The sequence below is a fragment of the Paenibacillus sp. FSL P4-0081 genome (assembly GCF_000758565.1).
Classification (GTDB): domain Bacteria; phylum Bacillota; class Bacilli; order Paenibacillales; family Paenibacillaceae; genus Paenibacillus_AQ; species Paenibacillus_AQ phytohabitans.
Window position 1 is genome coordinate 6056469 of sequence record NZ_CP009280.1, and the last position, 24748, is coordinate 6081216.

17 protein-coding genes are annotated in these 24748 nt (G+C 43.2%); 3 read left to right on the plus strand and 14 right to left on the minus strand.

Features of this window, described 5'->3' with window-relative positions; genetic code table 11:
• Nucleotides 1-33: 33 nt before the first annotated feature.
• The 11 genes from P40081_RS25815 to licT form a co-directional block, all read right to left on the minus strand.
• Nucleotides 34-2697, minus strand: a complete 2664-nt coding sequence (locus tag P40081_RS25815) for a glycosylhydrolase-like jelly roll fold domain-containing protein (protein WP_042139072.1) — start codon at nt 2695-2697, stop codon at nt 34-36.
• 112 nt (nt 2698-2809) lie between these two features.
• On the minus strand, nt 2810-4390 hold the full coding sequence (locus tag P40081_RS25820) for a type 2 periplasmic-binding domain-containing protein (RefSeq protein ID WP_042139074.1): 1581 nt from the start codon (nt 4388-4390) through the stop codon (nt 2810-2812).
• A 61-nt stretch (nt 4391-4451) separates the two neighbouring features.
• Nucleotides 4452-5321 (minus strand): carbohydrate ABC transporter permease, encoded by an 870-nt coding sequence (locus P40081_RS25825; RefSeq protein ID WP_042139075.1) that lies wholly within the window; start codon nt 5319-5321, stop codon nt 4452-4454.
• A gap of 2 nt (nt 5322-5323) precedes the next feature.
• Nucleotides 5324-6229, minus strand: a complete 906-nt coding sequence (locus P40081_RS25830; RefSeq protein ID WP_042139076.1) for an ABC transporter permease — start codon at nt 6227-6229, stop codon at nt 5324-5326.
• Between the two features lie 155 nt (nt 6230-6384).
• Nucleotides 6385-8154: a family 43 glycosylhydrolase gene (locus P40081_RS25835; protein ID WP_042139077.1), complete on the minus strand. Its 1770-nt coding sequence runs from the start codon at nt 8152-8154 to the stop codon at nt 6385-6387.
• A 105-nt stretch (nt 8155-8259) separates the two neighbouring features.
• Nucleotides 8260-9852, minus strand: coding sequence for a type 2 periplasmic-binding domain-containing protein (locus P40081_RS25840; RefSeq protein WP_042139078.1), 1593 nt, complete (start codon nt 9850-9852; stop codon nt 8260-8262).
• Nucleotides 9853-10153: 301 nt separating this feature from the next.
• Nucleotides 10154-11737 carry a response regulator gene (locus tag P40081_RS25845; protein ID WP_042139079.1) on the minus strand — a complete coding sequence of 528 codons (1584 nt, stop codon included), beginning with the start codon at nt 11735-11737 and terminating at the stop codon, nt 10154-10156.
• Entirely contained in the window at nt 11734-13584 is a 1851-nt protein-coding gene (locus tag P40081_RS25850; protein ID WP_231575196.1) for a sensor histidine kinase, read from the minus strand. The genes P40081_RS25845 and P40081_RS25850 overlap by 4 nt, the downstream gene beginning before the upstream one ends.
• Nucleotides 13585-13799: 215 nt before the next feature.
• On the minus strand, nt 13800-15212 hold the full coding sequence (gene ascB, locus P40081_RS25855) for a 6-phospho-beta-glucosidase (RefSeq protein WP_039298797.1): 1413 nt from the start codon (nt 15210-15212) through the stop codon (nt 13800-13802).
• Between the two features lie 28 nt (nt 15213-15240).
• A complete protein-coding gene (locus P40081_RS25860) occupies nt 15241-17127 on the minus strand; it encodes a beta-glucoside-specific PTS transporter subunit IIABC (RefSeq protein ID WP_042139081.1) in 1887 nt (628 codons plus the stop codon).
• A gap of 151 nt (nt 17128-17278) precedes the next feature.
• Nucleotides 17279-18115 carry a BglG family transcription antiterminator LicT gene (licT, locus tag P40081_RS25865; RefSeq protein ID WP_042139083.1) on the minus strand — a complete coding sequence of 279 codons (837 nt, stop codon included), beginning with the start codon at nt 18113-18115 and terminating at the stop codon, nt 17279-17281.
• 414 nt (nt 18116-18529) lie between these two features.
• Here licT and P40081_RS25870 point away from each other — a divergent pair, with 414 nt between their 5' ends.
• Nucleotides 18530-20179 carry an S-layer homology domain-containing protein gene (locus P40081_RS25870; protein ID WP_042139084.1) on the plus strand — a complete coding sequence of 550 codons (1650 nt, stop codon included), beginning with the start codon at nt 18530-18532 and terminating at the stop codon, nt 20177-20179.
• 124 nt (nt 20180-20303) lie between these two features.
• Here the strand turns inward: P40081_RS25870 and P40081_RS25875 are convergent, their stop codons facing one another.
• The gene (locus tag P40081_RS25875; protein WP_042139085.1) at nt 20304-21251 is read right to left on the minus strand and encodes an oxidoreductase; all 948 of its coding nucleotides are present in this window, start codon (nt 21249-21251) and stop codon (nt 20304-20306) included.
• 61 nt (nt 21252-21312) lie between these two features.
• Nucleotides 21313-21774 carry a MarR family winged helix-turn-helix transcriptional regulator gene (locus P40081_RS25880; protein ID WP_042139086.1) on the minus strand — a complete coding sequence of 154 codons (462 nt, stop codon included), beginning with the start codon at nt 21772-21774 and terminating at the stop codon, nt 21313-21315.
• A gap of 254 nt (nt 21775-22028) precedes the next feature.
• On the opposite strand from P40081_RS25880, the gene P40081_RS25885 reads away from it, so the two are divergent.
• The gene (locus P40081_RS25885) at nt 22029-23180 is read left to right on the plus strand and encodes a YhgE/Pip domain-containing protein (RefSeq protein WP_042139087.1); all 1152 of its coding nucleotides are present in this window, start codon (nt 22029-22031) and stop codon (nt 23178-23180) included.
• 66 nt (nt 23181-23246) lie between these two features.
• Nucleotides 23247-23774, plus strand: coding sequence for a PadR family transcriptional regulator (locus P40081_RS25890; protein ID WP_042139088.1), 528 nt, complete (start codon nt 23247-23249; stop codon nt 23772-23774).
• 390 nt (nt 23775-24164) lie between these two features.
• Here P40081_RS25890 and P40081_RS36650 read toward each other — a convergent pair whose 3' ends face one another.
• A complete protein-coding gene (locus P40081_RS36650; protein ID WP_052422001.1) occupies nt 24165-24731 on the minus strand; it encodes a TetR/AcrR family transcriptional regulator in 567 nt (188 codons plus the stop codon).
• Nucleotides 24732-24748: the final 17 nt, after the last annotated feature.

Here is a 24748-nt window from a genome sequence, read left to right on the forward strand (position 1 = left end):
CTAAATACCTCCTCATCAGGTCTAGTTAGTAGCTCAGCTGCCAGTCACCGGTGTAATTGTCACAGGACCAATAAGGCCGCTAGGCTCTTGCTGGGAGAAGGAAGACAAGAAGTCCCGCTGGTCTTTAACAAGCGTATTTGTAACCTCAATCACTAGGCTGTTGGTCCCTTGGCGAATCTGACCAGCTATCTCCAACCGATACGGTGGGCAAAGGTTCATACCTACATGCTCACCATTAATCCATACTTCTGCCGTTTCATAGACTTCTCCTAGTGCAAGCAATGCGCTGTTACAAGAATTGTTCCACTCAAATTCCGTCTCGTAACGGAACGTGCCAGAAAAGCTGGGCAGGTCTCCACGACCGCTCATATTCTTCAATACTGTTAATGTCTCCCACTCCTTGAACTGCGGGTAATGATCTGCATCGGCAATGGAGACTGTCCACTCTTCTTTTAATTCAAAGGTTGAGCCTGTTGCCCTCTGCAGCGGAGCGGCAGGGTAATCTTTTAGGGAAGGGCCATGCAGCAGGACAATCGATTCATACGGATGCAAAACAAGCTCTACAGTTCTTGCACCTGACAGCCCAACTACCTCTAACCTTCTTATCTGATTAAGAAAAGCATTATAAGCATAAACATCTCCTCGAACCGGTAGAACAATCTTCGTGGATATCACCTGATTCGGGCTTTCGTTAAAAAACATAAAAACATCTAAATCATCATGAGTATAATGATAATTCCGGAGATAGGGCTCGTATTGCTGAGCTCTGACCTCATAATAACCGTCTGCAATAAGCCCTTGCGCAAGCTTGCCTAATTCGCAAGTCTTAACATTCGGATGAGCCGATAGTGATGACAGTTCACCGGATACATCTATACCCTCACTCGAGCGTTCCGGGAATCCGTCAACAAAACAGACGGGTAAGCCTTGTTCGGCAAACTGGAGCAGACGCTCTAACATCGCTGCCGGGAGTGCTTCCGCATAAGGTATAATAAGGCAGCTATAATCCTCGCGGTTCACCACTAATTTATGGTCCTTCACACTAGCTGCCTCCAGAAGAACATCAACAGGAATCACTTCACAATCGATTTGATGCTGCATCAAAGCCTTAACCGGCTTATGAAAGTACATCGCGTTCCCTGACCATTCAGCTTCAGCATGATAGACGACGGCCGCAGACGCTACATGTGTCCCCCCTGAAATCAGGTGGCTAATCCGGTTAATGTAACGGTTAAGATAGCCATAATAGCGGTACTGTGGATTCTGTCCGCCTGCATACATATGCGGCGGGCAATCCGGTTCCGGAAAAGCTTTTTGGGTAAACGCATGCGGAACAAAATGGTTTACGCCGCGGACGAGCATGTGATCTGTCAGCCATTTCATCAGCTTTAAGCCTTCTGTCCAGCCATATGCCCCATATACTTCACACATTGTCCGGCCTTGTTTCTTAGGATCAATATGCCCGAGCGACACACCAAGCTTAGCGAGGCCATAGTGGAAGAATTCACTATCCGTCTCTCCCCCCATTGGCTGGCGGAAAGACAATTGATCAAAGCCGGGAACAATTTGCCACAGCACCACATCAAGGCCAGACATATCTTGTCCCCAGAGTGAACGGAAGAAATGTCCGGTGCCCGGTCCAAGTCTTGCATGCACATTGTTGTCTTCAAGAACATGCCCAATGTATTCTACCCCGCGGCCTCTACACCAATCTCCGATTTGATTGCAGAAATTCTCTGCATAAAGCTTGCTGACAATGTTCATATACGTGTAGCGGACAATATGTGATTGTCCCCCCGTATCATGCCAGAGAAGATGCAGTTGCCTGCGGTAATCCTCACCGAGCGCCTGCTCAAGCAAGGCTGGCATTTCACTGCTCCAGGGAAGCGACACCCCTTGTTTTCCTGGTTTCGAATTAAAGTCGAAGGTAGTCTTATCGTTATAAAATCCGGGTTCGTCTGAAAAGAATCCGGCAAAGGTTTTGCCAAAATCTGCTTTATAGCGTTCATAGACAGGCTCATAGACCGTATCCAGCAGAATGCGGACTGAATCCCGGACAAGCGGGTTCAAATAATCTTCCTGCTGCTTGCTGCCGCCATCCTTATTTTCTGAAATAATAAAGATCCGCCAATAACCCTCAGGGATGTCCCAGTAAAGGGTTCCATCATGCTCGAATTCAGTAATGTCTACGCAGTCCCCAACTAATGCTCCATTAGATGGGTCACGGCGGACCGCAACTACTGAGATCAGCTTATTTGTGCCACTGGCGTTGCTGCGCAGGGAGAATGTCGGCCGGAGTCCGGTCATCAGCAAGGTATCGAGCAGCAGCGAAGCACCCTTTGCAGGACCAAGGGTATCAATATAGTGTTCACCCAAAAATTTACGCTGAAGCTCTTCCGGAGCTTCCTTCACCTTGCCTGCCGCATGTCCAGTCGGAAAATGATCGTCATCCAGCAACCATACCTTCATGCCTCGCATTCGGGACTCATCCATGATAATATCCATGTCCTGCCACCACTTTGGTCCGAGAAAATCAGGATGAGGCCGCGCCTCAACACAGATTGCCCCGATCCCCGATTCATGGACACGGGCAATCTCTTCCCGGATTACCAGTTCCTCTTCACCATGCTGCCAGAGAAAAGGAAGAATGTAATTATCCTCATGGCCTTGCAGCACTTCCGTTAAACGCTTGCTCATGTTTACCTCCTGCATAATCTAGTTTTGTCTTATGTGCTCCTTGCAGCAAAGTCCGGATTAGAATTTCCGCCCGGCCTGTAAATGGCCGAGCGGAAATTTATCGCATTTGAGTTTACTGCTGTACTTTGGCGTACCATTCTCTGGCGCGCTTTGTAACCTCTTCGCCGCCAGATTTGTTCCAGTTCTCTATAAACTCGTCAAATTTGCTTATCGGATACTGTCCAATTATAATTTTGGCTGCATATTCAGTGTAAAGCGTGCGATTATTAATGTCCGGGAAGCCATCGTATACACTGACTGGCATACCATCACCGGCAATGACTTTGGCATATCTCTGAGCTTCCTGCATATTCCGGGTGACCTGATCAATGGCCCACTTAGAATCTTCTGATACCGTGCTATTGAAGAGGTCTATTGTAAGATCCAGTGTCGATATGCTTGTAGCCGGATTCAGAATCTGATTCTGCTGTGTGCTCTTGTCATCTGGAAGCTTAATGGCTTTGCCGTCTTTCATTGTATAGTGCATTCCTTCTACACCAAGGAACAGGTCTTTCCAGTTTTTCTTGTCGTACATATTGTTAAGCAGTTTTAGCGTGGCCATAAGCTTTTCCTCATCCTTGTTATTCTTAACGACCCACAGAGGAGAGGCAAACTTCTTCATCGTATAAAAGCCTTTATAGCCTTCCACCTCAGGTACAGGAAGTACAGAGAACTCTGCCTGCACACCAGTGTTCTTATACAGGTTCTCGAACACCAAATTCCCCTGCTCAACCCAGTGGAAATAAACCCCTACCTTATCCGATTGGATTTTACCTTCCCACTTGTCTTTACTATTTAGAAGCGACTCCTTATCAATCAAGCCTTCCTTATATAGCTTGGCTATGAATTCTAATGCGGCTCTCATGTTTGGTGTAACCGCAGAATATGTCAGCTCACCATTGTAAATATCCCAGTCCGGATAACCCTCGAACATTGCCACGCCATACATAGCAAACAATTGATCCATCCAGCGCACCTGCTCCCGGCCACCGGTTGGAATTTCATCCCTTTGGCCGTTGCCGTTAGGGTCATTATCCCGGAAAGCCTCCAGCACCTTTACATATTCATCCTGAGTCTTTGGCATCTCCAGCCCCAAATTATCGAGCCAATCCTGTCGGATCAGAGCAGCGTATCTGCCGTACTCAACCACATTGGGAATATAATAGATCCCCCCTTGGCCAGTAGGGTCATTTGCCTTTACTACTTTCCAAATATCCTCCGGAATAGCCTCCCACACGTTCGGAGCATATCTAGGCAGCAATTCAGTCAGATTGGCAATCGCTCCGTTCTTAGCGAGACTGTCCTCGAGTCCTTGTTGAGGTACGAACAAATCAGGCATTTCATTAGCAGCGATCTTAAGGTTCAGCTGATTGAGGTAATTGGTCCCTCCATTCCATTCTACATACGGATTAAGAACGCCTACACCCAGCTTTTCCTTATAAAGTTCGTACAGTTTACTGCCTTTGGTAACCGGTTGATAGCCGATGTTGGTACCCCATACTTCAATATCAACAATGTCATCTCCGTTGGAATCCTGGTTCTGGTTAGGAACGTTGGAACCAGCAGAATTGTTAGCATTTCCACTACAAGCGGTTATAGAAGTAAAGGCAAAAACACTTGCTATTAGTAATAAACCAACCCTTTTGAGACTCATATTTCTCCCCCTCAAAAGCTCTTTGTTTCGGATTGCATCCTGATTAGTTTGTGTAAAAGAATCATCCTTTAACAGAACCGATCATGGCTCCCTTAACAAAATACTTCTGCAGGAAAGGATATACTGCAATAATCGGAGCAATTGCAAAGATAACAGTCGCTGCTCTTAAGGTTCGCGTATTATAGTTAAGGTCCATTGTCGATGCGGCACCCGACATGATGACACTATCGTCGGTAATAAATTGGCGGATTTTGATTTGCAGAGGAAACCAGTTTGTATCCTGCAGGAATAATAACGGATGCTGGAACTGATTCCATAGTACCACCCCATAAAACAAAGCAAGGGTAGCCAGTACAGCCTTTGATAGCGGAAGTACGAATTGGAACAACATCCGGAAATATCCACAGCCTTCCAGAAAGGCCGCTTCCTCCAATTCCTTGGAAAATTGCTTAAAAAAGGTTCTCATGATAATCAGATTAAATGGATTCAGAATATGCGGTATAATCAGAACCAGTGGATTATCATAAAGACCGATACCACGCACCGTCAAAAAATAGGGTATTATGGGGGCCTTGAAAATCATTGCGATTACAACAGCCATCATGATGACAGAGCCCCAGCGAAATTCCGGCTTCGACAATGGGTAAGCGAACAGAGCCGTCATTAGAAGTGCCAGCACGGTCCCAATTAAAGTAGTACTTAGCGTCAAAAAGAACGATCTCCATAAATCAGGACGGTCAATAATGTACTTCCATGAGTCAAAAGTAAATTCCTTCGGCCACAATGTGACCAGATTCATGTCTACAGCACTTTTAGAGCTTAAAGAAGTAGCGATTACGGACACAAGCGGTACGAGCGCTATGATAGAGAACAGAATGAGCAGACCTGTAATGATTCCTACGAATGTTTTTTCTCCCTTTGATGCAAGCATATCTACCAGAGCCCCCCATCTGAAATCTTGTTAGACAACTTATTGAAGGTGTAAACCATAATAAATCCAATTACCGATTGAAACAATCCAACTGCAGTTGCGAAACTATACTGTCCCTGCTGAACACCCGTCCGGAACACATAAGTATCCAAAATATCGCCCACATTGTATGTCATCGGAGTCAGTAAATTAAATACCTGATCGAAGCCGAGATCCAAGAAGTTTCCGATATCGAGCAAGAACAGCACAAGCACAGTAGGAAGCAAAATCGGGAATGTAATATGTCGGATCTGTCTGAATCTGGACGCACCATCGATCATTGCTGATTCATAGAGTTGAGGGTCAATTGCACTGATAGCGGCCATGTAGACCACCGTTCCCCAACCCGCATCCTTCCATATGGAGGCCAGCACGTAAATAGGTCTGAAGTATGCACTTTCCTGCATGGCTAGAACAGGCTCAGCACCGAACCATCCAAGAATAATGTTGAACATTCCGCTTAACGAAAAGAAATCGAACAGAATACCGCCCACGATTACCCAAGACAAGAAGTGCGGAATATACAGTGCAGTCTGGACTCCCTTCTTCAATGCGGACTTTCGAATCTCGTTGATCATCATTGCCAATAAAACAGGCACTGGGAAAACGATTACAAGCTTGAAAAATCCCAGCATCAGTGTGTTGCTAAAAACATTGGCGAAATCAGGATGGTGAAGCAGAGTTTTAAAATGTTTGAGACCTACCCAAGGACTATCGATAAATCCCTGGAAAACAGAATAATCTTTGAATGCGATTACAGCACCGGCCAGCGGAATGAATTTGAACACGATGAGAAATATAATCCCTGGAACTGCCATCACATAGAGCGGCCAATATACCTTCATTTGATGAGATGCAATAGATTTCAAAGTTTCCCCCCCAATATTTCGTTGTTGAATTCGTTTACAATATAACTATATATTTTGTAGTTCCATCGCTCAATCGGGCGTTTTTAAGTTCCTACCCGGTCATTTTTAGGATCATAGGACAAAAATACAATCCTATGCCTACTGGTTTTTCTATGCTAGACCGCTTTGTATACTTCTCCTTCGGTAATCCCTTTCTCATTAAATGTATCGACTCTAACATATACCGGTTGACCTTCAATTAGCGCTTTAATCGTTACTTGATTACAGTCGAACAACATATGGCTGTGATATAACTTGTCCGGTGCAAATCCCCAGAGCACATTGTTTCCCACAGTCTCATCCCTATTCCACTTTACTGAAAGGTCCAGCTTGCCCAGCAAATGCGTTTTGATTCCGCTTGCCTGCTTCGGCAATACTCCTTTACCAATTCCGAATACTCTGAGTCCGGAAATACAGGCTGGCTGGTTGAACGGCAGTTCCATGACTGTACATTTGATGAATCTGGCTGTTGTCCCTTCCTCCTGCACGATGAGATCATGTGGCAAATCCGTATTTACTGTCGTTTTATCCTTAATTACAAAATATTCACAACCATCCACAGAGCCTTCCAGGAGCCATCTGGTGACATGTTGACGCTCATCTATTAGTCGGTCTCCCTGCAACAATGTTCCAGAAGGAAGGTCTGCATGCATTTGATCATCTGCAAAATTAATTTGTACGGCATACACGCTACATTCATATCCTAGGTCGACTTCAAGCCATTCTCCCGGAGTATTAGAGTGTGCCTTCCACCACGTCTGCACATTTTCGTTCGTCGCCTTAGAAGCTTCTTTTCCTTTCTCCGATGAAGAAGCTCTAGCAGGTTTCCCATAAGAGAGTAACATCCATTGCGGATTGCTCCATGGATTCATCAGAGACTGCACGATGGAGTACGGCCAGTCTCCGTACCGCTGATTGCAGAATAATTCGCCGTCCTGATCAAAACCGGCCGGCCACAGCCCTAACCGTCTTTCGAATATATGGCTCATACTGATTCTCATAGATGAAGCGTGCCAAAGATTCCCGTGATTATCGTTCATTGTTGATCCGTGTCCGGCTCCCGGTATAAACCCGCCCGGCTTGTAAGAGAATGGATTATTGTTCGCCAGTGTGAACGGGCCTAGTGGGTTATCGGATATGTAGACTCCGTCTGAATAAATATTATGCTCCGTTCCCGGGCTGGCATATTGAAGATAGTATTTACCGTTATGTCTCTCCATCCAAGCTCCCTCAATGTACGGATCGTTTCCGACAGAGCCTTTGAATTTTTTTATAATTTCTTCCGAAGCCCCTGGATTGATGCTGGTGAACTTTTGAACGATAGCATCAATCTGTTCTGGTGATCGGAGATTATGATCTTCACCTTTTCTTTCATATCCAATCCTATCGCTGTTGCCATATATAAGTGCTATTGGTTGTTCTATAGGTATCATAGTCTCAGGGTTTAGTTCTACACCATAAATAGGCGTCTGGTTAGAACAGCCCCAGTAAAAATATACTCTACCGTCAACATCCAAGAATAAATTGGGGTCCCAGAAGGGGAACATTCCTTGGATTTCTTCAAAACTGCTGTTGATTGGATCTTTGGTCCTGTAGAAGGAGCAGCTTCTTGATTTATTCGATGCGGAATAGTAGAGGTACTCCCCGATTACCCGCACATCGGGAGCGTAGTCATAAACCGGCACCCCCTTAAGCGGATGGAGAGTCCAGTCAGTCAGATTGCTGCTTGTAAGAAATCCCGCTGTCATCGACGGAAACAGATAGTATTGTCCATGAAATATCACCAGTGTCGGGTCTGCTGCTTCCCTGAAGGCAACCAAAGTTCCTGCTGTATCAACAAACTGATATTTGTATTCAATATTCAACGGATTACAAATATAAGTCATTTATCTTCACTTCCCTATACTCTGGTATTGGTACCTAAATTCACAAGGTTCATTATAAATCCGCCCGACTAAAACCAAGCCGAGCGGATTCATACGTTAATCCGTTTATTTTTTTACTTTTGCATACCATTCTCTGGCACGCTTAGTAACCTCTTCTCCGCCGGATTTGTTCCATTTCTCTACAAACTCATCAAATTTGCTAATTGGATATTGGCCAAGAATAATTTTGGAAGCATACTCTACATACAGCGTACGGTTGTTTATATCTGGATAGTCGTCATATACACTGGCTGGCATGCCGTCTCCAGCAATGACTTTGGCATATTTTTGGGCCTCTAACATATTTTTGTTAACCTGATCAATTGCCCACATTCTATCTTCTGAAGCTGTACTCTTGTTGAGATCCATCATGAAATCAAGTGTGGATATTTTTGCGTATGGGTCAAGAATCAAATTCTCCTGTGTGCTCTTATCATCCGGGAGTTTGGTTGCTTGACCATCTTTCATCGTATAGTGCATTCCTTCTACACCCAAATACAAATCTTTCCATACCTTTTCATCATACATATTGTTTAGAAGCTTCAGGGTAGCCATCAGCTTTTTCTCATCCTTGTTGTTTTTAACGACCCAGGCTGGAGGAGTGAATCTTTTCCAAGTGTAGAAACCTTCATACCCCTCTACTTTAGGTACAGGCAATACAGTGAATTCAGCCTTTACACCTGTATTCTTATACAAATTTTCCAAAGGTAAATAGCCAGATTCCACCCAGTGGAAGTAATTTCCCACCTTATTGGAATGGATCTTACCGTCCCACTTGTCCTTACTGTTCAGTAGCGACTCTTTGTCTATTAATCCTTCCTGGTAAAGCTTCGAAATGAATTCCAAAGCCGCCTTCATATTTGGACTCACCGCAGAGTAAGTTAGCTCACCGTCATAAATGTCCCAGTCCGGATAACCTTCGAACATTGCTACACCATACATCGCGAACAATTGGTCCATCCATCTTACCTGCTCCCGGCCTCCTGTCGGGATTTCGTCCTTCTGTCCATTACCGTTTGGATCTTTGTCCCGGAATGCCTCCAGCACCTTTACATAATCCTCTTGAGTAGTAGGCATTTGCAGATCCAGCTTGTCGAGCCAATCCTGACGAATCATGCTGGCATATCTTCCGTAGTCTACCACCCCAGGGATATAATATATTTTCCCTTGACCGTTAGGATCGTTCGCCTTAACTATATCCCACATATCTTGCGGTATGGCATTCCACACATTCGGTGCATATTTCGGCAGCAACTCTGTCAAATCGGCAATCGCTCCGTTTTTGGCCAAGCTATCTTCCAAACCTTGCTGTGGAAGGAATAGGTCTGGCATTTCATTAGCAGCAATCTTCATATTCAGCTGATTAAGATAGTTTGTTCCACCATTCCATTCTACATATGGATGAATGACACCTACGCCTAGCTTTTCTTTGTAGAATTCGTACAACTTGCTTCCTTTAGTGATCGGTTTATAACCGATATTGGTACCCCAGACTTCAACGTCGACAATTTCATCTCCTGAAGCGGTCTGATTTTGGCCTTGATTAGGATTAGCAGTTGCGGTTCCCTCGGAATTATTTTTGTTACCACCGCAACCGGTTACAGCAGTAATCGCGAGAGCGCTTGCCGCCAACAATAAACCAATCTTTTTAACTTTCATGTTTTTCCCCCTTAATAACTTTATTGAATCCGCTTACAGTTAAACTATATAACCAGCCAAAGCTACGCTCAATTGGGCATTTTTAAGTTTAAACAAGTCATTTTTAATATCCTGCTTTCTGGCTGAGATATAGATGAGTGCAACCTGAATTCTTTATTCAATCTGGAGTAGACATAAAAAAACGCGCGGTACCGCCGAAACACAGAACTGGATTTCTCAGTTCTTGTTCAATCGCGTACCGCACTAGTTACTTGCGCATTTCAATGTTTGGTTTGAACTTAGAGCTAAAGGAAGTGATGACTTATCTATTCAGTGTGTTTTTCCTGAAATCTCTGGGTTTGCTGCCTGTTAGCTTTTCGAACATCCTTGAAAAATGCTGTGTATCCGAGTATCCAACCATCTGGCAGATTTCATACACTTTCAAATCTGTATTCTCCAACAACTCTTTTGCTTTATCTATCCGCAGCTGTGTCAAAAAATTCAAATAGTTGTCTCCTGTCTTTCGTTTGAACAACTGACTTAAATAATAGGGGCTGATGAAAAAACGAGCAGCCAAATCTGCCAGGCTGATCTGTTCATTGTAATGTTTGGATACATAAACTTTTATTTCCGAAATGATATCTTTTTTCTGGGATAGATTATGCTCCAACTTAAAATGGATAATTCCCTGGATGACTTGGATCATCCATTCCTCCAAATATTCAAGTGTCTTAAACCGTGAAATGCCTTCCAACGATAATATATGTCGGCCGACCCGTTCATTCTGCTGGAGCTGTTGAAAGGATAATTTTCGGATACTTGACAGAAGTATGTTCAAGCACCACAACTGGAGATCTGCGGGATTCATCCACGGCTCGTCGACCATTCCCCGGAAAATCTCATGGATAATTGCTACACACTCCGCTTCATTCATGTTATCCAGAGCTTCTTCCAGTCTGGATATTGTCTCTTCAGAAACCGCATGGCTATGACCCGTTATTTTAATAATTTCAGTATAGGAGATTACAGCGTCTCCTCCCTTAATGACTTTGTAGCTTAGGGCATTTCGCGCTTCTTCAAAAGACCGGCAGATTCCTGTTGCCCCCTTATTCGTTGTGCTAATACCAACGCTGATAGACAACTGTAGTTCACGTAACACTACCTGTTTCAGGCTTTGAACCGCATGAACCAGTCTACCGTAAGGAATATTACTGTTATGGGCGATGACGATAGCGATTTGCGACCCGAAGTAGCGAAACCGGTACACTTTTTGAAAGTGTGTTAAAGCCAGATCTATCTGATGAAAGAGCGGTTGAAAACCAAGTTCTTTGAGCGCATCGATGCTACCGCCGATTTCAAGCATGAGCGAATTGAACCAGAGACCTGTTGTAGGAATTTGGGCGCTCCTCAACAGATCTTCCATCAGTTCTGTATTGTCAGTTCCAAGATCGATAATGTCTCGCAAAGTCTCTTCTTGAATGCGGCTATTAATTTCTTGTTTGAGTTCGTTCACACTCTGCAGTCTGATCCTGTCTGCACGGATCGTCTCCATGACCTGATTTACACTGTCACGTAATTCTTCCTCCTCAACTGGCTTGTTAATGTAGAACTGCACTCCCAACTTCATCCCTCTTCTGGCATACTCAAAGTCCGCATACCCGCTTAGTAGGATGAATTTGGTCGGAACATTCTCTTCTTCAAGCATCTTGATCATTTCGAGACCATCAGCCTTGGGCATCCGAATATCCGTTATTACAATATCAGGTCGCAGCCTTTGTATTGTTTCGAAACCCTCTAGCCCGTTAAATGCTGTACCGATAATCTTACAGTCCGGAAGATATCGGCCTATGATCTTTATAAGACCCTCTACAATGCCTCTCTCATCATCTACTATAACAATTCTCATATCCTATCCCTCCCGTTTCTCGGAATCAATATTTCAATTGTGGTTCCGTCCTTCACTCCGGCAACAATCGTCAGATAATACCGGTCACCATAATGTAGTTTTATGCGTTCCGCGATATTTTGCAGTCCCAGCCCTTTTTCCGCGGGTTCATTCATATCTTCCAGTTTGTATTTGTGCGATTCCGCCCCGTCCAATAGAGCTTGAAGCTCGGATTGCTTATCAAGGCTCATTCCAGCCCCATTATCCGTAATCCGGAATAACATCTCTCCCCGTTCCGTCCAATGCCCCTCAATCACAATATTCATTCTTTGACTATAGTTTTCAAATCCATGATTGATACTATTTTCAACTATTGGCTGAAATACCAGGGGGATGATACTACATTCAAGCATCTCATCGGGTATTTTAAATTCAATCTTGAATGAATTATCGAACCGAATGTTCTGAAGCTGTAAATAATTCGCGGTATATTCCAGCTCATGTTTAACTGTATGGCGTTTTCCTTCCTTGGCTAATGCCAGACGGAACATGCGCGCCAGAATTTTAATCATGTCCGCAGTCTCGTCATCATCCTTTACCAGTGCCTTCATCCGAATTGATTCCAAGGTATTGTAGAGCATATGGGGATTAATTTGGTTCTGGAGGGCAATAAATTTAGCTTGCCGTTGTTTGATCTCCCCGATGTAAACATCTTCAATTAAAGTACGGATGGTCGTAATCATTTTGTTGTAGCTGTGCACTAAACTTCCAATTTCATCGTGAGCCTGCTCTTTCTCAATAGGGAGATATTGCCCTAATTCCGCCTGCTTCATACTTCTCCGGAGCGCCTTAATAGGCCTTGTAATCGTATAGCTTAAACCAAGTGAAAAGAGGGTTATGATCAGACAGCTCATTAGAATTACGATAACCGTCATGACTTTAATTTGATTAATTTTCTGTAGCAACCTTGAGCGAGGAATTTCAGTTTTGATCGATAACTCACCTTGTAAAGTGCTTCCTAATAACGTAATGTAATCTTTGCTTTCGTTATCCTTGATATAATCGCTTCCTGATTCGAGCACTTGTTTCCAGGACAAACGCCCGCTGGCAGCATCGGAATGGTATACAATTTGTTGTTGGAGATTACTTATAACTACGCTTATACCATACTTGTCACGTGCAAGGATGAATTCATGATCGAGCTGCAGCAATGTAAACGGATCCATGTCAATCAGCAGCATCCCTGCATATGCTCCTTCTGAGCTAAACAGCACCCTTCCTACTGTCACAACTGCCCCATCCCCTTTATCCTCGTAGTAGGAACGATCATGTAATCCAGTAATAAAGAAGGTTTCATTGGAATCACGAAGCTTTTTGTACCACTCCTGAGATAACAATAAGTTCTCGTTCACTTTATTCGTTGAAGTACTATACTGATAGACGCCATCATCTCTAGCAATCAGCATAATGGTTCCCATCTCTGATTTGAGCAAGGCAACCCGCATCAGCAACCGCTGTACAGCAAGCCTTTGATTAACGACCTCACTCAAGGGCAAACTGCTTGATTCACCGAGCTTGTAAATCAACTCATTATCTACCAATACTGACTTTGTGACCTCATCATACTCTTTAATAAATTCATTCAACGTAGTTCTTATTTGTGACGTATACAGCGAAGCAAATTCTTGGGAAGAATCTTCTAAACCCTTTGCTGCTTGCCGAAATATGAACGCGCTTACAAACAAGAGAGGAATTACACATACCAACACATATCCAAGCATTAATTTATTTTGAAATTTTATATTTCTTATTCGCAAAAAAAATTTTCGATAAAAACGACTCCAATTCATACCCAATCCTTCCTTCATTCAAAAGTTTCTCTAATCATACAAGAAAATATACTATAAGGATTTTGTAAATCAAGAGGCGTTTTTAATTTTTTTCGAGGTCATTTAAATGATTGTTCTTCATACAATGAATAGCTCTTGCCTAAAACCGAGCCTGTTGCGGGTATCATTATATATATTTCTTCTCGACAGAAAAGCCATCCTTAATGAAAGGACGGCTTTTATCTGTAAAATATTTAGTCTAAGTCAGACCCGTTAGAAGCAATTACCTTCTTGTACCAGGCAAAGCTTTTCTTCTTTATTCTTCTAAGGGTTCCTTTACCATCATTGTCTTTATCTACATAAATGTAACCATACCTCTTTTTCATTTCTCCGGTAGATGCACTGATCAAGTCAATCGGTCCCCAGCTGGTGTATCCGATTAAATCGACACCATCCTGAATAGCCTTCGAGACCTCCAAGAGATGCTCCCGCAAATAATTGATCCGATAATCATCATTAATCGTATCGTCAGCTTCTAGATTGTCTGCTGCACCCAGACCATTCTCTACAATAAATAACGGCTTCTGATAACGGTCATATAATAGATTAAGAGCAATTCTTAGACCCAGCGGATCAATCTGCCACCCCCATTGCGATGAAGGCAAATATGGATTTTTGACACCACCGAACAAATTACCCGCTGTAGTCTCTTTCCCCTCCGGATCTGCACTCACAGCACGGCTCATATAGTAACTGAAGCCAATAAAATCAACAGGGTAGCTTTTCAGAATAAGATCATCCCCGGGTTCTTTTTCAAGTACCACTTCATTCTCCTTGAAAAATTGCGCTGCATAGGATGGATAACCTCCTCTGGCCTGTACATCGCCAAACATCAGGATTTCCCTTTCACCTTGCAGGGCGGCAAAGACATCCTCCGGTGCACTCGTCAACGGATATGCGGGAATATAAGCCAACATACAGCCGATTTGGGCATCAGGTATAATTTCATGACAAGCCTTTACGGCGAGTGCACTTGCTATGAACTGATGGTGTGCCGCCTGATATTGAACCTGTTTCTTATTCTCTCCTTCCCGGAGGATAATTCCACCACCTGTGAACGGATAATGGGCCAGAATATTAATTTCATTAAAAGTCATCCAATACTTGACTTTCCCTTTTAATCTCTCAAATAGAACCTTGGCATACCGTTCATAGCATTCAATGGTCTTACGGCTTCTCCAACCTCCATACTTCTTGGCCAATCCTAAAGGCATTTCATAATGAGAGATCGTAATGACAGGTTCTATATTGTATTTGAGCAACTCATCTATCAAGCCTTCATAGAAGCGGATGCCCTCTTCATTAGGAATCTCTTCATCTCCCTCTGGAAAAATACGTGTCCATGCAACTGAAGTCCGAAAACAGCGAAAGCCCATTTCTGCGAACATTGCGATGTCTTCTTTATACCGGTGGTAAAAATCGATAGCTTCATGAGAAGGATATTCACCTTCAGGAATCTCCATGATCGGCCCTGTAATGCCACGTGGCATTACATCTGCTGTGGACAAACCTTTTCCATCCTCTAAAAAAGCGCCCTCTACCTGGTTGGCCGCTACTGCGCCGCCCCATAAGAAATTTTCTGGAAAACTGTTTGTGTTGGATTTCAAAGTGAGTCTCCTTTCTAGCCAGTTCTGCTTAGACCACAAGAGTCAGCAACTTATCTTGGGCTGTAACCGATGAGCTTGTTGTTTCAATTACATCCAAGTATTCAGCAGTATTTGAGATAATGATTGGAGTGATCGGATTGTAACCAGCTTCCCTGATCTTTTCAAGCTCAAATTCAATCAGTAGATCCCCTTTTCGCACCTGATCCCCTGCTTTAACCCGAGGGGTGAAATATTTCCCTTTTAATTGAACGGTGTTGATTCCAATATGAATCAATATTTCTGCTCCATTCTCGGACCGTAGAATTACAGCATGGCCTGATTTGAGAATGGTACCAACGGTTCCATTCACTGGAGATACGGCTTGGCCAACACTCGGAACAATAGCTATTCCTTTTCCCATAGCACCTTCTGCAAAAGCAGGATCGGGAACTTCAGTCAAGGATTTCACTTCCCCTGTTAACGGGCTGAGAAGCACCTCTTTCTTCAAGACAGATGAATGATTAGAAGAATTGGCACTTGCCTCCGGTTGAATAGGCTTCACTTCTACAGCAGGAGTTGCTTCAGTCACTGCAACAGTTTTTTTATCTTGGTACCCGAAAAGAAGCGTTAGAATCAAACCAATTCCCATAGCGGCGACAATCCCGATTAAATAGTAACCCACCGGTTCAAATGCACCGATCGAGAAAATATTCTGGAAGACAAATGCTGTAGCATACGTATTGAAACCGCCATTAATTGCCCCGCCGACAGCTCCGGCAATAATAACATAGGGGATTGTGCGCTTGTAACGCAGCAATATACCATAAACAGTGGGCTCAGAGACCCCGGCTAACAACAGACTTAATGTAGAGGAACCAGCCAGTGATTTCAAAGTCTTTTCTTTGGATTTAAGGAAGACAGCCAGTGCCACCCCTGCCATTGCAAAGTTAGATGCTGCCCACATCGCAAGGATTGGATCGGTTCCATTCGTAAGATTTGCCAGCACGATCGGAATAATTCCCCAATGGAGCCCAAACACAACTAGGAAGAAGATTAACCCGCCAATTACAGCACCTGTTAACAGCCCGCTAACTCCCATGAGGTAATTGATAGCATCTGCGATCGCGTTTCCGAGATATACTCCAAACGGACCGAAGACTATCGCAGCAAGCGGCACAAGAATGACTAAAGACAACAACGGAACCATGAACGTCTGGAGCTCTTTATGAATGATTTTCTTTAAGTATTTCTCCACATAAGAGAAAATCCAAATGGATACGAATACCGGAAAGACCGTTGATGAATAATCCATTAAGACTACAGGAATGCCAAGAAAAGAAGAGGTGTCTCCATTCGCCAATAATCCCGTAAAGTTCGGTTCCATTAAAGCTGCACCAATAACTCCACCTACATATGGATTTGCCCCGAATTTGAACGATGCAGAAATGCCCAAGAATATAGGCAAGAAATAGAAAACGGCATTTGCTGCTGCTGCCAGAATGAGGTAGGTTCCACTATCCGCAGATAGCCATTCAAAGTTTGTGAATAAGGTTAAAAAAGCTTTAAGTATCCCCGCTCCAGCCATTGCAGGCAATAGGGGAGAAAGACTTCCAGAAATTACTGCGAAAATTCTGGACATGATCTTCTCCTTGGGTTGATCTGCATCTGCGGAAGCAGAATTTCCTGCCCCTAATTTGCTGATTCTCATAATTTCTTGATACACGTGAGCAACGTCATTTCCAATTACCACTTGGAATTGACCGCCACTTTCTACGACACTCAAAACCCCAGCTAAGCTTTTCAGCTTCTCCTTATCCGGTAGCTGATTGTCTTTGAGATTAAATCTTAACCGTGTTGCACAATGGACAAGATTGTTAACATTCTCTTCTCCGCCGATATTTTGCACGATATCTTTGGCTAATCTTTCGTATTTCATTTGTGCTCGCTCCTTTTGATCTCATTCTGGCTGGTTTTATGAAATAAAAAAGCCTGAATAGGTGATAAAGCACACTGAAAAACAGTACACTTATCACGTATCCAGGCTTTGCCCAACTAATGGTAACAACCCTGTTCTTTATTGTAATAGGTTAATCTCTGCTGGTCACTCGCCTAATATGAAGCATAAAATAGACCATTTCACCTTCGGTTGTTTCAACTTGAAACTCTTCCCGTAAATAGAATCTTACCTTCTCACTACAGGAAAAAGCTTCAGGATATTTGGTAACGACTTGTTGGTAAAGTTCATCATCCTCAGAAGGAATCGATTCATGACGCATGGTGCGATAAGAAAAATATTTCAAGTGGGTCACAAAGCGGCTGTAATTTAACGAATTCTCATCCAGCTCTATCCCATAGTGAAGTGTTACTATATTAAGAATTCCTTGAACCATCTGGGTAACTAACAAGGTCTGTTCCATTTCCTGACCATCTTGCTGCCCATTCACGAAATGCATTGCGATAAATCCAGCTTCATCTACAGGCAGTTTAATTCCAGTTTCCTTTTCAATTAAATGTAATGCATGCGTTGCAGCATGAAATTCTTTCGGATAAAATTTCTGTATCTCCCATAGCAGTGCATTTTTAAGGCTCAACCCCTGTATGGTGCGCGTAATTGCGTAGCTAATATGATCTGTCAGAGCCAGGTAGATATTATTACTAAAGGTCGTGCTTAAATCCTTTGCTGCATAACGAATAATTTGATCTGTCAATTCCAGATGCTTTGGAGGAATCTCACTCAGTAATGTAGATAGCCGTTCAGATAACTCTTTGGTCTCCATCACGAAAGTCTTCTCTATTTTTAATGGATCTATATCTTCACCTGGAGTTTTCTGATAGGCTAGTCCCTTTCCAATAACAATGATCTCAGATCGATTTGGTCCTTCAACCAATGCAACATTATTATTAAATACTTTTTTTATCCTCATGAGTTCGCCCACTTTATATTTTTTTACGGACAAAAAAAGCCTAAACGAATCCATAACTAAAATTAAACTAGCATGAATTGGTTTAGGCTTTGCCTGCAATGCAGTTACAACCCTAATATAAATTGTATTTTTATTATATAAGAGGTGGAGAACGTTTTCAAGTGAAAGATAATGTAAAAATATGTTTTTTTATTTTGAAAATATTAAAAAATAACTTGTTGACTTTTTAAAAGTTCATATATATGATTTCGTATGTAGATACGATGTGGATTGTAACCGCTTAATCGGGCAAAACCTAAATCGAATCAGACATGGATTTTTCCTATGTCGGTTCGAGTTAGGTTTTTTTCATTTTAAGCGACTTGATCCGACTCGTGTACAAATAACACAACTTTATAACTGGAGGTAGGTAGGATGCAATTGAGAAAAGGTACTGGTCTGATGTTATCGTTTGTTTTGGCGGTTGGCACCATACTGACCGGTGGACTGTCTGTGAAAGCCGAAGCGGCTTCACCTATGCAAATTACGGCAAATACTTATATTGGCGATACGGGTAGGATGGTTGAATCATTTGATTTGCAGGTGAGCAGCGCAGGCTCATATGCCGATTTGAGAGCATCTGACTTTGTAATTACCGGCAACTTCGATGGTTATCCTGTTAACGAGAATAACGAGACTGTGCAAAACGATTATGCGGATGACGGGGTTGAACTGAGTTGGGCGGATAATATTTTATCACTTAAAGTAAAGCCATTTAAATATTCCGGGGGTCCGGTGTCAGCGTTTGCCGTGACGAATGGACGTTACCCCGAGTTGTCGTTTAATAAGGAATCCGTGACGGTAGTGAAGACACGGACATTCGATGATTTTGTCGCTGGGGAGTTTACAGGAACTAATGGAGAGAAGTTGAACTACAGACTTAAACTGACCGAATCTACAGCCCCACAACCCCTGATCGTTTGGCTGCACGGCGGCGGAGAGGTCGGAACAGACAACCTCAAGCAACTCACCGAGAACAAAGGCGCCGTTGCCTGGACAGATTCTGGTTACGATACATCCGTTCTGGCCGTACAATTCCCAGAAAACTATGGGTGGAAAATCTATAACAATCCCGAAGAACTTTCGTTGATGCGTGATTACTTTGAGGTACAGGCGGAGTTAATCAAGGAGCTTATCGTTTCTGGCAAGGTAGACCCGAACCGCATTTATGTCGTAGGGGTGTCCAGCGGCGGCGGCGGTGCGCTTCGTTTCCTGACGCAGTATCCGGAGCTGTTCGCCGGCTCCATTATCGTTGCGGCGAAAGACGCCGTAGCTGATTACACCGGATCCGTAGATAAGTTTAAATCGGAACTGAAGGACCTGACGGATGTACCGGTATGGCTCGTACATGCACAAAATGACCCGATCACAGATAGCCGGACGAGTACGCTGACTTACGAGGCATTGACCGGTTTAGGCAACAACCAGGCCAAGCTAACTATTTATGATGATGCGTTTCTAGCCTCTCAACAGCTTTACGGAGATTTCAGACACTGTTCGTGGATACCCGTATTTAATGATAAGAATATGTTGGCATGGTTATTTGAGCAGAAAAAGCCAGCTGCGACATCGGTCTCTTTACTGCAGGATGCTCAAGTGACACGCGCGGAGTTGGCTGCGCTATTGGCTGACCAGCTAAAGCTAAGCGAGGTAATCGGTACAGATATTTACACGGATACCGTAAATTCGCCTGAGGATCTGGCTATTCGCCAAAATAAGACGGCCGGTATTATGAAAGGAACCGGTGCAGGCCTGTTTAACCCGGATTTGGCCGTAACGCGGGCGCAGCTTGCGATGATCGCTGATAATGTTATGCGGACTACGGGCCAAAAACAAGCTTCTTCTGTAGCAAACCCGGTAGCCTTCAAAGACGTGCCAAACGGGCATTGGGCTTCCGAAGCTATTGGGCGCTCCGTTGCGGCGGGGATTCTGAACGGTGATTCCGCCACCCAATTCGCACCGAATCGGCCCGTGACCGGGGCGGAAGCAACCAAATTTGTGGAACTGCTGACTGGTAGGATGTAACAAACCAAATACAGTCTGGATGAGCAGCGCTATTACAGAAATGATAAAGCGGCCTCCTCGGCCGCTTTTTCTGCATAATACTGCGCTCGCATCCTTGGCAGAATAGTAACCGGCATGATTTTATTTAGGATATCCCCGATAATATCTTCTCGAAATCCACATTCGTCAACTGTTTGGAGATTTCCCATAATCGTATGGCAGTATTTACATCTTTTGCAGTAGCCGGTATTTTGGCAGGTGCTGGGAATCCCCTTGTTTCTTTAACTCCATCCGGTCCATAATACTGTCCGCTGACGGCCTCCGGGGAGGTTGCTGCAAAAAGCGTTGGCAAAGCCCCTTGTTCAGCCGACTGTAACATTATTGGTCCAAACAGACGAAGCGCAAGCGGCATCTTGCTTTTTTCTCTTGTTCCATTGTCAACCAAATCTGATCGAGATAAGCCCGGATGAACGGCAATGCTCATAACTCCCCACCGTTCAGCCATACTACGACGATGAAGCTCAAGTGAAAAAATCAAGTTAGCCAGTTTTGATTGACCATATACTGGCATGGGCTTATAAAGGAGTTCTGACTGCAGATCATCAAAATTAATTACAGCACTATTGGCGGCAAGGGCACAGACATTGACAACCCGAGGGTTGTGTCCTTTTCGTAAAAGCGGCATAAGATGAGCTGTCAACGCAAAATGTCCAAGGTAATTTGTGCCAAACTGCAATTCAAAGCCATCCTTTGTAACTTGTCGTTCCTGATTCATAATCACTCCGGCATTATTAATAAGGACATCCAGCCTTGGATACTTATCGCGTATCCGTTTTACGGAAGCTTCTATGGAGGCAAGATCGCCAAGATCAAGCTGTTCAAAATGTATATTTGCCGAAACAACATTTGACTGAATTTCTTTGATTGCCGCCTCCCCCTTACTTCTGTTTCGTCCTGCCAGAATAACTTCCGCACCTGCACGGACCAGAATTAAAGCGGTTATATAACCTAGCCCCCCTGTACCTGTGACAAGAATCAAGCGGCCTTTCTGGGAGGGAATATCGGAAATCGTCCAACGCTCTTTATTCTTCATGCATTCATAACCTCTTCCCCTTCTTTTGCTTATTTGAATATCTTCTCTCATTCATCCTGTCTTATTCGTTATTAAGTTTGTTTGTATACTCTATCATACGGTTAACAATCGTTATCATTTGTTTAACATCGTCTTCTCCGAGATGAGTTATGATTTTATCAAGCCTATCGTTAAACTCGTTATCCTTGTTCTTTAGAATCTCACGTCCTTTGGGGGTGAGAGTAACTACAAGGTTTCTACGATTATTCTTGTCTAAGTCTCTGTTTATATATCCTTTCTTCTCAAGTGTCCCCAGCATTTGGGAAACTGCCGCTTTGGAGATTGACAGGTATCCCCGAACGTCGGGCAAACCGATGTTGTTTTCGGAATCGGTGGAATTGTCGGCGATTCCTTTCATTAAAACAAGTTCTGTCATGTTAATGTCACTCTTGTTCCCTCCCGTTTCCATTCCGAGTCCCGCTCCATGTAGCCTCTTTAATTGAAATATCGAATGCACGAATTGAGTTTTTAAGTTTTGATCCATTTTTTATTCCTTTCTTTTAACTGTCAGTTCAAGTCACTTTAAGTTAATAAGTTAACTGTTTAGTTGTTTACAGTATAGTACTTAACTCTTCTGTTTTCAATATAGGATTTTCAATTCTGCCTGCTTCCCTTCACAATATGACAACCTCTTCAATATTAATATAATCCACTATTTCTCGAAACTATTGACAGTATCCATGAAAAGATATACTTTAAATAGAGTATTCTAAATAAAGTATATGGATGGTGTGAGCGATGAAATCATTTTTCAAAAACAAGGCAATTCTGAGTGGTGTTTTTATGATGATTTTTTACCAAATCATTATGATCGGAGTCTTCACTTCCGGTTATAGTGCGGTTCCGAAGAACATCGGCAATCTCTCGGTGGCAATTGTAAATGAAGATAAGCAGTACGGGATGGAATTTGCGAAGCAGCTTGAGCAGGAGCTGCCGTTTCAGGTGCAGACGGATACCGATCTAAAGACGGCTCAGCAAAAGCTTGAAGACCGGGACATTCATCTGATCATGCACATCCCTCAGGATTTTACACAGAAGCTCTCTGCTCCGGACCAGCAAGTTCAACTGGATTATTATATCAACCAATCCAATCCAGCTACCACCAACAGCACAGTACAAAATGTAGTAACGCAGATCACAGAAAAAATCAGTACCCAGCTGCAAACAAGCGGCATTGAAGGTGTACTGCAAAATATGAAGATGTCGGAGGTGCAGGCCAAGGAGATGGCCGCAGGCATTGTTAACAAAGTCCAGGCCAATGTAATAGATTCCAATCCTCAGCCAGCCGGGATGCATAATCAAATGGCTCCAATGTTTCTGACGATGTCCTCTTATGTCGGGGCTATGATATACTCCATGATGGCAATCGGTGCATTGAACCAATTAAAGGGTAAGCTTGGAAAATGGAAAGCCTTCCTTTCGCTGCAAGGTACCAATGCTATAATTTCTCTTATCGTCCCCTTGATCGGGCTTAGCATTTATTTCGCCATACACGGATATGGAGCTGGTACGTTTGTTCATTTGTGGCTGTTGCACGCTCTCGAATTATTCGCAGCCATTCAGTTCACCAGCATTTTCTGCCTCCTCTTTGGACAGGCAGGCATGATGCTAAATCTACCGTTCTTGCTGGTTCAGACCATCGCCAATGGATCGGTGGTGCCACAGGTTATGATGCCAGGATTTTATAAAGCCATTAGCCATATTTCCGTAATGTTTTATACCGTTCAGTTGGACTACAATTTGCTATTCGGCGGAGGGCGTTCTGCTGTACTGCTGTTAGGTCTTAGCCTTATCATGGTTTCAGCGCTTGCTTTGAATACTGTAATCCACCATTTCAAGCCGTACACTAAATTAAGCCCCGGTGATGCACCTCAGCCGCTCTTCATGTAAAATAGAAAGAGCCGAATGCCCTTTACGGCAGACGGCTCTTTTCATATATATTCTAGGAGGAGTCTTATGTCGCTTCAAATATTTATCCTTGGTATCCTGAGCGAGGGGGAGCATCATCCTTACGATCTGAAAAAGCAAGTTCTAAAGCCTCTCGATAATTCATTTCCGATCAACGATGGAACCCTTTATTATAATTTTGAGGTTCTTTTAAAAAAAGGACTTATTCAAAAAATCAAGGTTGAGCAGACCGACAACCGTCCCGAGAAAACGACCTATGGAATTACAGAAAAGGGCCGTGAAATACTGGTGGAAGAAATCTATTCCGCATTTCAAAACTTAACAAATTTCACTTCCCTGTACTCCTCCCTCTTTTTTCTGGATAAGGTTGACAGCAGGAAGCTTGCTTATTTGATCGAAGATGCCATTGAACGGCTGAATAGAAGAAAGCTTTTGATTGAAAATGGCGATTCTGAATTATCAAACATTCCCGATTCTAAAAAATTCTCCGTCCGGCTGATTTCAGAACATGCCCATCAATCAGTCCAAAATGATATTGCCTTGCTGCACAAGCTGCTCCTAGAAGTGAAAGGATGAGCATACAGCAGAAAGCAACTCCAAACTTAGTTCAGTGAGACAAAAAATGCGCGTTACGCCCTTAAACACAAAACTAAATACTTTAGTTCTTGTCCAATTGCGTACCGCGCAAAATTGATGTCAATTCTGCTGAACCCGCAGGCATTTATTTTCAAATCAAACACTTAGTTTGTTTTTCCTGAAATCTCTGGGTTTGCAGCCCACGAGCTTTTCGAACATCCTTGAAAAATGCTCTATATCTGAATATCCAACCATCTGGAAGATTTTTGTATATATTCAAACACCACAACTGGAGATCTGTGGGATTCATTCATGGCATGTCAACTATCCCTTGGAATATCTCGTAGATTGTCTCTTCAGAATCAGCATGGCTCTGATTATTGCAGGCGGTTATCCGTTACCAATCGTTCTTCCAGCCATTTTCAGAATTAATTTCACTTCTTCTTCCGGTGACTCTAAACAATCTGTGAGAATCCATTCTTTAAGAAGTCTTACTGTTCCATACTGGACATACGAGGCAATTGCCTTCTTTTCCTTCAAATCCAATTTTTCCGGTAAATGTTTAATGACCATTTGATCAAACTGCGGCAGTGAGATAGTGATGCGGGAGATTAGATCATAATTCTCCATATCTATTACAAGTTTTATAAATTCAAGATTGTCTTTTATGTATTGTAGTATTCCAGTCAGACATTCATCGATATTTATACCTGCTGCAAGATCTTTGATAACAGTAAATGAAGTATTTTGTATGTATGTCTCAGCGATTTCATTTAACACATCATATTGACTTCCATAGTGATTATAAAATGTAGTGCGATTAATTCCTGCAACCTGGCATAGTTCCCGTATGGATATTTTATTAATATTACGCGTCTTTAACATTTTTAATAAAGCTTCGCCAACCAAGCGTTTCGTTAGCATCACCCTCTGGTTGACATTATTTTTTTCTGACATAAGGCCTCCATTGTATT